The sequence below is a fragment of the Pseudonocardia sp. 2-7 genome (genome assembly GCF_056341085.1).
The window spans coordinates 405,122-418,783 of sequence record NZ_CP094507.1 but is presented as its reverse complement, the minus strand read 5'-3'; the positions used below and the strand labels follow the sequence as shown (position 1 = coordinate 418,783).

17 protein-coding genes are annotated in these 13,662 nt (G+C 73.0%); 11 read left to right on the top strand and 6 right to left on the bottom strand.

Annotated elements, in window-relative coordinates; translation table 11 throughout:
* The first annotated feature begins 690 nt into the window (after positions 1–690).
* The 4 genes from MTO91_RS02140 to MTO91_RS02125 all read left to right on the top strand — a co-directional run bounded on the left by MTO91_RS02140 (position 691) and on the right by MTO91_RS02125 (position 3,953).
* Positions 691–2,166: an LCP family protein gene (locus MTO91_RS02140; protein ID WP_476653537.1), complete on the top strand. Its 1,476-nt coding sequence runs from the start codon at positions 691–693 to the stop codon at positions 2,164–2,166.
* 98 nt (positions 2,167–2,264) lie between these two features.
* Positions 2,265–2,921: a phosphate signaling complex protein PhoU gene (gene phoU, locus MTO91_RS02135; RefSeq protein ID WP_062399711.1), complete on the top strand. Its 657-nt coding sequence runs from the start codon at positions 2,265–2,267 to the stop codon at positions 2,919–2,921.
* A gap of 98 nt (positions 2,922–3,019) precedes the next feature.
* A complete protein-coding gene (locus tag MTO91_RS02130; RefSeq protein ID WP_100879374.1) occupies positions 3,020–3,220 on the top strand; it encodes a dodecin domain-containing protein in 201 nt (66 codons plus the stop codon).
* 70 nt (positions 3,221–3,290) lie between these two features.
* Positions 3,291–3,953: a phosphate signaling complex PhoU family protein gene (locus tag MTO91_RS02125; RefSeq protein WP_208820649.1), complete on the top strand. Its 663-nt coding sequence runs from the start codon at positions 3,291–3,293 to the stop codon at positions 3,951–3,953.
* Positions 3,954–4,022: 69 nt separating this feature from the next.
* Here the strand turns inward: MTO91_RS02125 and pstB are convergent, their stop codons facing one another.
* From pstB to MTO91_RS02095, 6 genes are all read right to left on the bottom strand, one after another.
* Positions 4,023–4,802 (bottom strand): phosphate ABC transporter ATP-binding protein PstB, encoded by a 780-nt coding sequence (pstB, locus tag MTO91_RS02120; protein WP_073575851.1) that lies wholly within the window; start codon positions 4,800–4,802, stop codon positions 4,023–4,025.
* Between the two features lie 11 nt (positions 4,803–4,813).
* Positions 4,814–5,929 carry a phosphate ABC transporter permease PstA gene (gene pstA / locus MTO91_RS02115; RefSeq protein ID WP_357438474.1) on the bottom strand — a complete coding sequence of 372 codons (1,116 nt, stop codon included), beginning with the start codon at positions 5,927–5,929 and terminating at the stop codon, positions 4,814–4,816.
* Between the two features lies 1 nt (position 5,930).
* Positions 5,931–6,875 (bottom strand): phosphate ABC transporter permease subunit PstC, encoded by a 945-nt coding sequence (gene pstC / locus MTO91_RS02110; RefSeq protein ID WP_073575849.1) that lies wholly within the window; start codon positions 6,873–6,875, stop codon positions 5,931–5,933.
* Positions 6,876–7,002: 127 nt separating this feature from the next.
* Entirely contained in the window at positions 7,003–8,106 is a 1,104-nt protein-coding gene (gene pstS, locus MTO91_RS02105; protein WP_224403747.1) for a phosphate ABC transporter substrate-binding protein PstS, read from the bottom strand.
* A 199-nt stretch (positions 8,107–8,305) separates the two neighbouring features.
* The gene (gene mshD, locus MTO91_RS02100) at positions 8,306–9,190 is read right to left on the bottom strand and encodes a mycothiol synthase (protein ID WP_476653536.1); all 885 of its coding nucleotides are present in this window, start codon (positions 9,188–9,190) and stop codon (positions 8,306–8,308) included.
* 16 nt (positions 9,191–9,206) lie between these two features.
* A complete protein-coding gene (locus tag MTO91_RS02095; protein WP_062399702.1) occupies positions 9,207–9,992 on the bottom strand; it encodes a winged helix-turn-helix transcriptional regulator in 786 nt (261 codons plus the stop codon).
* A 200-nt stretch (positions 9,993–10,192) separates the two neighbouring features.
* Between MTO91_RS02095 and MTO91_RS02090 the strand changes: the two genes are divergently transcribed.
* From MTO91_RS02090 to MTO91_RS02060, 7 genes are all read left to right on the top strand, one after another.
* Positions 10,193–11,023, top strand: coding sequence for an LmeA family phospholipid-binding protein (locus tag MTO91_RS02090; RefSeq protein ID WP_357438480.1), 831 nt, complete (start codon positions 10,193–10,195; stop codon positions 11,021–11,023).
* A gap of 12 nt (positions 11,024–11,035) precedes the next feature.
* On the top strand, positions 11,036–11,467 hold the full coding sequence (locus MTO91_RS02085) for a thioredoxin family protein (RefSeq protein WP_251783044.1): 432 nt from the start codon (positions 11,036–11,038) through the stop codon (positions 11,465–11,467).
* Positions 11,468–11,487: 20 nt separating this feature from the next.
* Positions 11,488–11,613 carry a putative leader peptide gene (locus MTO91_RS02080; protein ID WP_373324057.1) on the top strand — a complete coding sequence of 42 codons (126 nt, stop codon included), beginning with the start codon at positions 11,488–11,490 and terminating at the stop codon, positions 11,611–11,613.
* Positions 11,614–11,677: 64 nt separating this feature from the next.
* Entirely contained in the window at positions 11,678–12,136 is a 459-nt protein-coding gene (locus tag MTO91_RS02075) for a DUF4395 domain-containing protein (protein ID WP_476653535.1), read from the top strand.
* A 34-nt stretch (positions 12,137–12,170) separates the two neighbouring features.
* Entirely contained in the window at positions 12,171–13,007 is an 837-nt protein-coding gene (locus MTO91_RS02070; protein WP_476653533.1) for a sulfurtransferase, read from the top strand.
* A 1-nt stretch (position 13,008) separates the two neighbouring features.
* Complete coding sequence (locus MTO91_RS02065) at positions 13,009–13,308, top strand: DUF1416 domain-containing protein (RefSeq protein ID WP_208820632.1); 300 nt, start codon at positions 13,009–13,011, stop codon at positions 13,306–13,308.
* A 150-nt stretch (positions 13,309–13,458) separates the two neighbouring features.
* On the top strand, positions 13,459–13,629 hold the full coding sequence (locus MTO91_RS02060) for a hypothetical protein (RefSeq protein ID WP_168169561.1): 171 nt from the start codon (positions 13,459–13,461) through the stop codon (positions 13,627–13,629).
* The last annotated feature ends 33 nt before the right edge of the window (positions 13,630–13,662 follow it).

Below are 13,662 nucleotides of genomic sequence, written 5' to 3'. Positions count from 1 at the left end.
GGGCCGCAGCCGCGCCCCGCCACCGGAACCCGGCCCGCGGGGCCGCAGCCGTCGCAGCCGCGGGTCGCCGACGTCCCGCCGCCGGGACCGGTCCCCCCGACCGGTGTGCGTCGCGTGCGCGGCGGACCCGTGCCCCGCCGTCCCGGTGAGCCGCCGGCGCCGCAGCGTCCACGCCCGCGCGACGGTGCCCCGTCGCGGACCACCCCGGTGCCGCCCGCAGGGGCCACCACCCGTCCGGGATCACCCGGTGGCCCCGGTGCACGGCCCGCCCACTCCCCCGTGGAGGACCCGGCGAGCGCGCGCGCCGTCGGCCCGGCCGCCGTACCCGCCCCGGCCAGCGGGGCCGCACCGGCGCCCCGGACCGGCCGCGCCCCGGGGACCGCAGCGGCCACCGCCGACCGTCCGGCCGCGGACACCGGCACACCCTCGGCCGCGGCAGCACGCCCGGACACCGTGCCTCCCCGGAGCACAGCCGGCACCCGGACCACAGGGGACGCCGGAAGCACCGGATCCGGCCGGGACACAGGGAGCACCCGGCATCCGGGCAAGACCGACGACACCGGAGCCACCGGGAGCGGCCGGACCGATGACGCGGCGGAGACCGGACGGGCGGGGGCAGGTGCCTCGCCGCCGCGGCCCGCCCGCCGCGGCGCCGCGGACTCGCGCGTCACCGAGGTCTTCGACGCGCTGGTGCCGCGCCGCCGTCGTCGCCGCTACCGGGACGGCCCGCCCGTCGAGGACACCACCACGGCGCAGGAGCCCACGCCGGAGGCGGACGCTCCCGGGGGCGCGGAGCCGGGACCGGCCGGGGCCCCGCCACCGGCCCGGCTCGACCCACGCGCCCGCGCGCTGCGGATCGGCGCAGCGGCGGCCGCGGTGCTCGTCCTGGTCACCACCGCCTACGGGTTCGCCGGACGCAGCGAGGTGCACGACGGCGTCCGCGACGTCGCCGCCCTCGCCCGGGACAGCGACGCGATCCTCGACGCCGACGTCCAGGCCGGCGACCGCAACGTCCTGGTGCTGGGCCTGCAGGCCGACCGCGCGGGCACCGCGGAGTCCGCGCGCACCGACACGGCGGTGCTGGTCCACCGGCCCGCGGGCGGCGGCCCGGCCGTCACCCTGTCGATCCCCGCGACGCTGGAGGTGTCCCGGCCGCCGTGCCGGCGCTTCGACGCCGCCACCGGCACCTACGGCGACACCGTGCCCGCGGAGTCCCGCACCGCCTTCGCCACCGCCTACGACGTCGGCGGCCCGGCCTGCAGCGTCGGCGTCGTCCAGCAGCTGACCGGCATGCCGATGAGCGGCTTCGTCGCGCTCGACCTGGCCGGGACCCCGCAGCTGGTCGACGCCGTCGGCGGGATCGAGGTCTGCACCGAGCGTCCGGTCGTGGACCCGGTGCTCGGCCCGGTCGTGGAGGGGTCGGGCACCGTGGAGCTCGACGGGCCCACCGCGGTCCGGTTCGCCTCCGCCGCGGGCACCGCGGACAGCTCCCCGGCGAACCGGGTCCGGCGCCAGCAGCGCGTGCTCGCCGCAGCGCTCGGCGACGCGCTCTCGACCGCCTCGCTGCTGACCCCGGGTGCGCCGGGCCGCTCCGCGGCCGGGGTGTCGTCGGCGCTGTCGGCGGACGGAGCCGACGCCGGCGAGATCCTCACCCTCGCCCGCGGCCTCGCCCGGTCCGGCGCCGCCGGCGACGCCGACACCCCGGTGTTCCTGTCCGTCCCGGTCACCGAGACCCCGAACACGCGGGGCCAGCTGGAGCTGCGCCGCTCCGAGGCCCGCACCCTGTTCTCCGCGCTGCGCGAGCACGAGCCGCTGCCCGAGAGCGCGACCGCACCGGCCTCCCGGTCCGCGGCCGCCCCGGCGCCGGGCACCGTCGTGAACCTGGTCGACGCGACAGGACGTCCCGGTGCGGCCGACCGGATCGCCGCGGACCTGCGCGAACGCGGCTACGAGATCGGCACCGTCACGCCCGGTCCGGCCGCACCCGGCGCGCAGGTCCGCTACTCCCCCGACAACACCGACGCCGCGGGCACGCTCGTGGAGGCGCTGCCCGGCGCGCGGCCCGTCCCGGACCCGACCGGGAGCCGGGTGCTGGAGCTCGTCGTCGGGGCAGGCGACGCGGCCCCGGTGCAGGCCGTGCCCTCCGACGACACCGACTGCGGCTGAATCGCCCATACCCCCCGAACGGGGGGTGTCGTCCAGCGTTCACGGCGGGTTCACCCGCTGCAGCTGAACCTTCCCGTCCGGGGGCCTAGGCTCGGGACATGCGCGACACCTATCAGGAGCAGCTGGACGAGCTGGCCTCCGGCCTGGCGGACATGTGCGACGACGTCGCACGTGCCATGGCGCGCGCCACGACAGCGCTGCTCGAGGCCGACCTCCAGCTCGCCGAGCAGGTCATCTCCGAGGACATCAAGATCGACGACGTCCGTGCCGCCGCGGAGCACCGGGCCTTCGGCCTGCTCGCCCTGCAGGCGCCGGTCGCGACCGACCTGCGGGTCGTCGTCGCCGCGATCCACGGTGCGGGTGACATCGAGCGCATGGGCGACCTCGCCCTGCACGTCGCCCAGGCCGCCCGTCGCCGGCACCCGCAGACCGTGCTGCCCGACGAGGTGAAGTCGTACTTCGCCGAGATGGGCCGGGTCGGTGTGGAGCTCGCGGAGAAGGCCGGGCGGGTCATCCGGACCCGTGACCTGGACGCGGCGAACGAGCTCGAGGCGGACGACGACGCCGTCGACGACATCCACCAGCACATGTTCACCGTGCTGATGGACCGCAACTGGACCCACGGGGTGTCCGCCGCGGTCGACGTCGCACTGCTCGCGCGCTTCTACGAGCGGTACGCCGACCACGCCGTCGCCGTCGCTCGCCGGATCGTGTACGTCGTGACCGGCCAGATGCCCGGTCCGCTCGCTGTCTGAGAGCGCTGTTGCCCCGTTCGACGTAGTCGATACACCCCGCTCGGCGAACGGTCGACCGATCGAGTTTGACGGTGCGACGCCGGGGGCACGTCTGCGTCATGGAACACGCGGGCTGCGTCGTCACAGAGGTCGTCGGGACCTCGGACGAGAGCGTCGAGGCTGCGATCCGGGACGGCATGAGCCGGGCCGGACACGCCCTCGAGTGGTTCGAGGTGACCGGGGTCCGATCGACCGTCCTCGGCTCCACCGAGCGCTTTCGGGTCGGCCTGCGCGTCGGCCTGCGGGCCCGCGCCGCCTGACCCGGCGTTCACCGAGCATTCACCGGTCCCGTGCCGTAGCCGTCATCGACTCCGATCTAAGGTCGTCGCCATGCGCAGGGAGACGCTCGACGACAACCTGACGCAGCTCCGGGCCATGCTCGACGAGATGGGTCCGCTCGTCGCCTCCGCGTTCCGCAACGCGTCCGAGGCGCTCCTGTGCCACCGCCCCCGGCTCGCCGAACAGGTCGTCTCCCGCGACCCCGTCATCGACGGCCATCGCGACGCGATCGAGTTGCTCGCCGTCGAGACCATGAACATCCACCAGCCGATGGTCGCGCCGCTGCGCTCGGTGATCACCGCTCTGCGGTGCGCCCAGCAGCTGGAGCGGATGGGTGATCTGGCCCGGCACGTCGCCGCCACCGTCGTCCGCAACGCGGACCGTGCGGTGCTCGCCGAGCAGGCCCGCCCGCTGTTCCGCGACTACGGGAACCGGGTCGCGGCCATGGGTGACAAGGCCGTCGAGGCGCTCCGCACCCACAACGTCGTCCTCGCCGCCGAGCTGCGTGACGACGACGACGTCGTCGACGCCCTGCACCGCCAGGTCTTCGAGCTGATGTTCGGCCCGGACTGGACCGCGGGGGTGCCCGCCGCCGTCGACGCCGCGCTGCTGGCCCGCTTCCACGAGCGCTACGCCGACCACTGCGTGCACCTGGCCGACCACGTCGTCTACGCCGTCACCGGCGGCACCGTGGACGAGCTGCCCGCGCTCTGACCCCACCCGCGACGACGACGGCCCCGGCCCGCGTGCGGGGATCCGGGGCCGTCGTCGTGCTGCGGGGACTCAGCCGAAGCGACCGGACACGTAGTCCTCGGTCGCCTTCTGCTTCGGCTGGGAGAAGATCGTCTTGGTCTCGTCGAGCTCGACCAGCTTGCCGGGCTTGCCGGTGCCCTCGATGTTGAAGAAGCCGGTGAAGTCGCTGACCCGCGCCGCCTGCTGCATGTTGTGGGTCACGATGACGATCGTGTAGTCGTTCTTCAGCTCGTTGATCAGGTCCTCGATCGCGAGCGTGGAGATCGGGTCCAGGGCCGAGCAGGGCTCGTCCATCAGCAGAACGTCCGGGCGCACCGCGATCGCGCGGGCGATGCAGAGCCGCTGCTGCTGACCACCGGAGAGACCCGAACCGGGCTTGTCGAGCCGGTCCTTGACCTCGTTCCAGAGGTTGGCGCCGCGCAGCGACCGCTCGACGGTGTCGTCGAACTCGGACTTCGAGGCCTTCTTGTTGTTGAGCTTCATCCCGGCGATGACGTTGTCGTAGATCGACATCGTCGGGAACGGGTTGGGCCGCTGGAAGACCATGCCGATCTGGCGGCGGACGCCGACCGGGTCGACGTTCGCGCCGTAGAGGTCCTGGCCGTCGAGCTCGAGCCGGCCCTCGACGCGGGCGCCGGGGATGTTCTCGTGCATCCGGTTGATCGACCGCAGGAAGGTCGACTTGCCACAGCCGGACGGGCCGATCAGGGCCGTCACCGTCTTCGGCTTGATGGTCATGTTGACGCCCTCGACCGCGAGGAACGCCCCGTAGTAGATGTTCAGGTCCTTGGCTTCGACACTCTTGCCCATGTCGGGAGTCCTTATCGGGTCTTCGGGGCGAAAATGCGGGAGATGACGCGGGCGAGGATGTTCAGCACCATGACGATGAGCATCAGCACCAGGGCCGCGGTCCACGCCCGGTCGATGAACGCCTCACGCGGGATACCGGGCACCGCGTAGGAGTAGTACGAGAAGACGGGCAGCGTCGCCATGGGCCCGGAGAACGGGTTGAGGTTGATCCCGAGAGCGGCACCGACCGTGACCAGCAGCGGCGCGGTCTCGCCGATGACCCGGGCGACCGCGAGCGTGATGCCGGTCGCGATACCGCCGGCGGTCGTCGGGATGACGACCTTCAGGATGGTCCGCCACTTCGGGACCCCGAGGGCGAAGGCGGCCTCACGCAGTTCGTTCGGGACGATCTTCAGCATCTCCTCGGTGGAGCGGACCACGATCGGGATCATCAGCACGGTCAGGGCGACCGCACCGACGAACCCGAAGCGGACCCCGGGCCCGAGCAGCAGCGCGAAGAGCGCGTAGGCGAACAGGCCCGCGACGATCGAGGGGATACCGGTCATCACGTCGACGAAGAAGGTGATGGCCCGCGCCAGGCGCGAGTTGTTGCCGTACTCCACCAGGTAGATCGCGGTCAGGATGCCGATCGGGATCGACATCAGGGCGGCGAGCCCGGTGATGATGAGCGTGCCCTGGATGGCGTGCAGACCACCGCCGCCGACACCGACGATGCCGCGCATGGACTGGGTGAAGAAGGTCGCGTCGAACCGTGCCCAGCCCTCGGAGACGACGGTGTAGAGGACCGACACCAGCGGCAGCATGGCCAGCAGGAACGCCGTGGTGACCACGACGGTGACCAGACGGTCGGTGGCCCGGCGACCGCCCTCGACGACCCGGGACACGACGTAGGTCGCGACCGCGTACACGACGGCGGTCGACACCACCCAGAGCCCGACGCCGGAGCCGAGGAGGGCGACGAGCCCACCCGTCAGGACCGCGGAGGCCACGAGCAGCGCCCACGGAGCCCAGGTCGGCAGGCTTCCCGTACGGCGCAGCACCGTGGGCGTCGCAGCGGGGGTCTCCAGACCGGTACTGGTCACGGGTACCTCGGTGTCGGTGCGGTTACGTTCGGTTCCGGTGGACATCTCAGTTCGCTCCGGAGAAGTCGCGGCGGCGCTCGACGATGTAACGGGCGAGCATGTTCACCAGCAGCGTGATCACGAAGAGCACGAGGCCGGAGGCGATCAGGACGTTCACGTCGAGCCCGGAGGCCTCGGGGAACTGCAGGGCGATGTTCGCCGCGATCGTCGACGGGTTCTCGCTGCTGATCAGGTTCAGCGTCACCGCACCGGAGACCGACAGGATCGTGGCGACCGCCATCGTCTCCCCGAGCGCGCGCCCCAGACCCAGCATCGCCCCGGAGATGACGCCCGAGCGGCCGAACGGCAGCACCGCGAGCCGGATCATCTCCCAGCGGGTGGCACCCAGGGCGAGCGCGGCCTCCTCGTGCAACTTCGGCGCCTGGAGGAAGACCTCACGGGCCACGGCGGTGATGATCGGCAGGATCATCACCGCGAGGACGACACTGACGACCAGCATGGTCCGGCCGGTGACGGAGGGCGGTCCGGCGAACAACGGGATCCAGCCGAGGTAGTCGTTGAGCCAGACGCTCAGCGCCACCGACGCAGGGGCGAGGGTGAAGGCACCCCAGAACCCGTAGACGATCGACGGGACCGCCGCCAGGAGGTCGACGACGTAGCTCAGCCCCTGTGCGAGCCGGCGGGGCGCGTAGTGGCTGATGAACAACGCGACACCGACCGCGAGCGGCGTCGCGATCAGCAAGGCGATCACGGCACCGAGGACCGTGCCGAAGATGAGCGGGGCGATGTAGGCGGCGAGCCCACCGTGCACCTCCTCCGCCGGAGCGACGAGAGCGGGTGCGGCCTCGGAGACGAGGAATGCGGCGACCCCGGCCAGGACGACCAGGATCAAGATCCCCGCACCCTTCGCCGAACCGGCGAAGATGCGGTCACCGAGCTGGCCCGGAGGCTTGCCCGATACGGGTTCGGGCTTCGTTTCCGTGGTGGTCACAGTGATCCCTGTGGGTGCGATCGTGCGCTGGGCAGGGGAGAACGGCACCGGGGAACCCCGGGCTCGGTGTCCATGATGAACACGGCCCGGGGCCCCTGGCTAGATGACATCCGACTCAAGCCGACGGTCAGCCGGCGGCCTTGATCTGGTCGATCACCGGGGTGATCTGGCCACGCAGGGTCTCCGAGAGGGGCGCCGAGCCCGCGTTCTGCGCCGCGGTCTGCTGGCCGTCCGTGCTGACCACGTAGTTCAGGAACGCCTTGGTGGTGTCGGCCTGGGCGGCGTCGGGGTAGGTCGGGCAGGCGAGGAGGTACGACACCAGCACCACCGGGTAGGCACCGCCGGTGGCGGTCCTGTTCAGGTCGAAGGCGAACGAGGTGTCGCCCTGGCCCTCGACGCGCGTGGACTCCTCGAGGATCTTCGCGGCGGCCTCGGCGGTCGGCTCGACGTTCTGGTCGCCCAGCTTCACCTTGGCCTTGCCCAGCTCGCCGGCCTGCGACGCGTCGGCGTAGCCGATCGTGCCGTTACCCGCGTTCACCGCGCCGACGACACCGGACGTGCCCTGGGCGGCCTCGCCGCCCTGGATCGGCCACTCGCCGTCGCCCTCATCGGTCCACACCTGCGCCGCGGCCTTGTTGAGGAAGTCGGTGAAGTTCTCGGTGGTGCCCGACTCGTCCGAGCGGTGCACCGGGGTGACCGCCGTGGCCGGAAGCTGCACGCCCGGGTTGTCCGCGGCGACCTTGGGGTCGTTCCAGGTCTTGATCTCGCCCTTGAACAGGCCCGCGATGGTCGCCGGCGACAGGTTGAGGTCCTGCACACCGTCGAGCTTGTAGACGATGGCGATCGGCGAGACGTAGTTCGGGATCTCGATGACCGAGCCGCCGCAGCGCTGCCGCGCCTGGTTCAGCTGGTCGTCCTTCAGGTACGCGTCCGACCCGGCGAACTGGACCGCCCCCTGGACGAACTGCGTACGGCCACCGCCCGAGCCGACCGGCTGGTAGTTGACCGTCGCGCCGGGGTTCGCGCCGGTGAAGCCGGCGATCCAGGCCTGCATGGCCGCCTGCTGGGAGCTCGCGCCCGCACCGGCGATCTGGCCGGTGACGCCCGAACCCTGGGCGTCCGAGCCGCCGCCCTCGTTCGCCGCACCGCAGCCGGCGACGAACAGCGCGCAGGACGTGGCGATACCGACGGCAGCCAGGCGCGCCCGGGGCGCACGCCGCTTGGTCTTCACTGCAGTTTCCTCCGAGTCGGCAACGAGCCGGTTGCGGGACGGCGGTCTGGGTGACCACCCGGCCGCAGACGCTAGGAGTCGACGTTGGACGCCACCCCCACGGAAGATGAACGTGGGATGAACAGGGTCGGCGACCGGGTGGACCTGCGTCACACGTTCGAACGAACCTCGTCACCGGTCGTCGAACGGTGACCGAGTCTCACCGGGCGTAGTTGACGTCCGCGGCGTGCACGGCGAACCCGAGGCGCTCGTAGACGGCCACGGCGGGGGCGTTGTCGGCCTCGACGTAGAGCAGCACGGTGTCCAGCCCGCGGTCGTGCAGGTGGTGCAGCCCGGCGAGCGTCAGGACCTTCCCGAGCCCCCGTCCGTGGGTGGCCGGGTCGACGCCGAGGACGTAGACCTCGCCCACGGCCCGCTCGTCGCCGGTCGCCGGGTGGACCTTGGTCCAGTGGTAGCCGAGCAGGGTGCCGCCGCCGTCGACGGCGAGCAGGAACCCGGCCGGGTCGAACCAGTCCTCGGCCTCCCGCGCAGCGAGTTCGGCGCCGGTCCAGCCGCCCTGCTCGGGGTGCCAGTCGAAGGCGGCGTTGTTGACGCGGAGGAACTCGTCGTCGTCGCGGCCGGGCTCGAAGGCGCGGATTGTGACGCCGTCGGGGACGGTCAGGGCGGGCAGCGGGCCCGCCGCAGGGGTGCGGCGCATCTGCCAGAGGACGCGGTCCCGGCGGTAGCCGCGGCCCGCGGCGAGCCCCTTCGCGGCGTCGAGGTCGCCGTGCGCCCACACGTGCGGGTCGGCGGTGACCTTCTCGACCGCGGCGACGAGCGCGCCGCCGATCCCCCGCCGCCGCGCGCGGGGGTGCACCGCCAGCTCGGCGTAGGTGCCGTCGACCTGGGCGTAGCCGGCCACGGCTCCGTCGTCACCGGGGACGACGAGGTGCGTCACACCGTCGGCGGGGGCGTCCGGGCGCAGGTGCATCAGGAACTGCTCGGAGAGCGGTTCGGCGCCGTCGGCGGCGGTCGCCGCCCTCAGCAGGTCCTGCACCGCGGAGACGGTGGCGGCGTCGAGACGGGCGTGCTCCTGCGGGTCCACGAGCGCCGACCCTAGGTCACCGCGGCACCCACGCTCCACGTCCCGGGCCGGTCGGGGGCCGGGCGCCGGGCAGGCGACGGTCCGGGACGGGCTCGGGGTCCGCGTCGTCCTGGTCGGGCGGCGCGGACAGCCCGCCGCGCGACGGGCGGACGAACTTGTAGCCGACGTTGCGCACGGTGCCGATCATCTGCTCGTGCTCGCCGCCGAGCTTGGCGCGCAGCCGCCGGACGTGGACGTCGACGGTGCGGGTGCCACCGAAGAAGTCGTAGCCCCAGACCTCCTGCAGCAGCTGCGCCCGGGTGAACACCCGTCCCGCGTGCTGCGCGAGGTACTTGAGCAGCTCGAACTCCTTGTAGGTGAGTTCCAGCAGCCGGCCCTTGAGCCGCGCCGAGTACGTCGCCTCGTCGATGACGAGCTCGCCGAGGACGAGCGCGCCACCCCCGGACGCGGATTCGGCGCCGGGACGCGACCGCAACAGCCGCAGCCGCGCGTCCACCTCGGCCGGGCCGGTGTCGGGGAGCAGGATCTCGTCGACCACCCACTCGCCGGACACGGCGACCAGGCCGCCCTCGTTCAGCACGGCGATCACCGGCGCGTCGGTCCCGGCGCTGCCCAGCAGCCGGCACAGGCTGCGCGCGGCGACCAGGTCGGAGCGGGCGTCCACCAGGACGGCGTCGTGCGGACCGGCGTCGAGCAGTGCCGCCACCTCGGGCGCCGCGGTCCGCACGTTGTGCGGCAGCAGCGACAGGGCGGGCAGAACGGCTGCCGCATCCGGAGCCGTGGTCAGCAGGAGCAGTTCCATGGACTCCCCCTTCTCGCGATACGCGGACGATACCGGGACGTCACCCCACGGTCAGCCGCAGAGCGACGGGTTTCACGCCACGAACTGGATCGTTCCGGTCGGGGACCGGGACCGCTCCGGGGCCCGGGGCCGCCCACCGGGCCGGCGACCGGGCTCTCTACCCTGGTCAGGACGTATCCCGATCCTGTGGAGGCCCGGTCGTGGGACGCCCCGTCCGTCGCGTGCTCGCCACCGTCCTGGCGGTGGCCGCCGTGCTCGTCGTGGGCGACCTCGCCACCGGCGCGGCGGTCGAGTCGGGCGTCTCCCGTGCGCTGCGCGACCGGCTCGACCTCCCCGAGGACCCGCGCGTGCAGGTGCACGGCTTCTCGGTCCTCGCCCAGGCCGCGACCGGCCGCTACGACCATGTCGAGATGACGCTGCAGCGGGTCCCGGTCGGGCCGCTGCGCACCCCCGAGCTCCAGGTGCAGATGTACGGCCTGCGCGGGGACCTGTCCGACCTCGCCGGGCCCGGACCCGCCCGGTTCCGCGCCGCGGCGGCCGAGGGGATCGTGCAGGTCAGCCCGAACGACATCCGCCGGATGGTCGTCGACGCCGGCGGGCCGGTCGCCGGGGTGACGCGGCTGTCGGTCGAGGCCGTCGACGCCAACGCGATCGACTCGGTGATCCAGGCCGGCGGCGACCCGACGCTGCGCGGGCTCGACCCGCGCAACGCGGCACGGTTCGTCGCGGAGATGCCGGTGGACGGGGCCGACGCGCAGGTGGCCGTGCTGGCCGTGCTCCTCGTCGACCACGGCACGATGCGGATCGTCCCGCGGGACGTCCGCATCAACGGCTCGGACGAGCCGGTGCCGGACGCGGTCCGCACCTCGATGCTGCGCGCGCTCGCCGTGGACATCGACCCGGGTCCGCTGCCGCTGGGCGTCACCGCGACCTCGGCGGGCGTTCCGGAGTACAACGTCCTGCAGGTCGCCGGATCCGTGCGCGACCTGAGCGTCGGCGGAGGACCGGGCACGTCCCGCTCCGCGGGCTGAGAGGAGGCGGCGGTGGACGTCACGGGTGCGGTGGTGCTGGTCGTCGTCCTGCTGGTGGCGACGCTCGCCGGGCTGGTCCTGCGCAGCCGTTCGGGGCGGCTCCGGCCCTCCGGCGACGACGGCGGCGCGCCCGCCGTGGCCGGGCCGGGCTGGGACCTGGCCGGGACCGAGCCGGACGGGCGCCGGGCGCTGCTGCTGCAGCTGTCCTCACCGGTCTGCGCGCCGTGTCGGCAGACCGCACGCGTCCTCGGCGACCTGGCCGCGGCGGACCCGGGTGTGGCGCACGTGGAGGTCGACGTGGCCGAGCGCGTCGACGTCGCCCGGGCGCTGGGCGTGCTGCGGACCCCGACGACGGTCGTCTTCGACGCCCGCGGTGCCGAGGTCCTGCGGGTCTCCGGGGTCCCGCGCACCGACGAGCTCGTCGCCGCCCTTCCCACCGGCTGAGAACGTGTGTGTGATGTCCGGTGGGCGCCGACCGCTGGGCTCGGCGCGGATCGTCGGCTAGGCTCGGTTCCGTGAACTGGCCGCTGACCCGACGCCGCACGGTCGATCTGTGCCGCCTCGCCGGCTGCCTGTGTCTCGACTCCTGACCCGCGTGTCCTGAGCCCCGGCGTCCCGCGACGCCGAGGTTCCCACCCCGGTTACTGGAGTCCCATGTCCGTCACGGACCGCGGATCCGCGCTCACCGAGCCCCGGCTCGACCCGCGCGGGGTCCGCTTCTCCGCCGCGATCACCACCGTCGTCCTGGCGCTGGTGTTGCTGTCCGGCAGCGGCCTGCTCGTACTCGCGCAGGCCGTCGTCTTCGCCGTCGGCGCGTTCGCCGGCATGCGGTTCGCCCCCTACGGCGTCGTGTACCGGCACCTCATCGCGCCCCGGCTGGGCCCGCCCGCCGAGCGCGAGGACGCCACCCCGGTCCGCTTCTCGCAGACCGTCGGGCTGGTGTTCACCGTCGTCGCGGCGGCCGGCTACGTGTCCGGCCTGACCGTGCTCGGTGTCGTCGCCACGGCGGCGGCCCTCGCGGCGGCCTTCCTCAACGCGGCCTTCGGCTTCTGCCTCGGCTGCGAGATGCACGGGCTCCTCGCCCGCCTGCGCGGCACCGCCGCGCAGTCCTGACCGTTCCACGACACACGATTCGGGAGAGATCGACATGAGCCGCGAGGACGTCCTCGTCACCGCCGACTGGGCGGAAGAGAACCTGGAGACCGACGGGGTGGTGTTCCTCGAGGTCGACGAGGACACCACCGCCTACGACGGGGGCCACATCCCCGGTGCGGTCAAGGTCAACTGGACCGACGAGCTGCAGGACGCGGTCCGTCGCGACATCCCCACCAAGGAGCAGTTCGAGCAGCTGCTCTCCGCCAAGGGCGTCTCGAACGACGACAAGGTCGTGCTCTACGGCGGCAACAACAACTGGTTCGCCGCCTACGCGTACTGGGAGTTCAAGCTCTACGGCCACGACGACGTGGTGCTGCTCGACGGCGGCCGCAAGAAGTGGGAGCTCGACGGCCGGACCCTGACCACCGACGTCAAGGACCGCCCCGCGACCTCCTACACCGCCAAGGAGGCCGACAACTCGATCCGCGCGTTCCGCGACGAGGTCGTCGACGCGATCGACGCCAAGAACCTGGTCGACGTCCGGTCGCCCGACGAGTTCTCCGGCAAGATCCTGGCCCCGGCCCACCTCCCGCAGGAGCAGAGCCAGCGTCCGGGTCACGTGCCGAGCGCGATCAACATCCCGTGGTCGAAGGCGGCCAACGAGGACGGCACGTTCAAGTCCGACGACGAGCTCGCCTCGCTGTACAAGGAGGCCGGCTTCGACGAGGGCAAGGCGACCATCGCCTACTGCCGCATCGGCGAGCGCTCCAGCCACACCTGGGTCGTGCTGCACGAGCTCCTGGGCCACTCCGACGTCAAGAACTACGACGGCAGCTGGACCGAGTACGGCTCGCTGATCGGCGTGCCGATCGAGCTGGGAGCGAAGTGACATGTGTGCCGCACCTGACCAGAACCTGACCCTGCCCCCGAACACGGACCTCTCCAAGGAGACCGTGCTCGCCGGCCGCGTCGTCGCCGCCGGCGACCCGGTCGCCGGGGCCTTCGTCCGGCTGCTCGACGGCACCGGGGAGTTCACCGCGGAGGTCGTGTCCTCGGCCTCGGGTGACTTCCGGTTCTTCGCCGCCCCGGGCACCTGGACCGTCCGGGCGCTGTCGCGCTCGGGCAACGGGCAGTCCGAGCTCGTCGCCGACGGGCCGGGGCTGCACCAGGCGGAGATCGCCGTCGCCTGACCGGTCCCCGGGGCTCGCCCCGGACCACCGCACGTGCTCACGAACGGGCCCCTCGTACGAACCTTTCGTACGAGGGGCCCGTTCGTGCACGGGGACGGGTGGGCGCGGCCCCCGGTGCACGCCCCGGGGGCGGCGGTAGAGTCGCCGGTCGTGCACTGGTTCTCCACCGGGCTGTTGATCGCCCTGTCCGCGGGAACCGCCGCCTGGGCCGGCTGGTTGCTCCGTCGCCTGTTCGTCGTCGAGCCCGCCGCCGCGCCCGGGCCGGGTCCCGATCCCGAACGGGACCCCGACGACCACCACACCGAGGAGCAGACCCCGTGACCGACCCCGAGCCCGCCGCAGCGTCCGACGAGG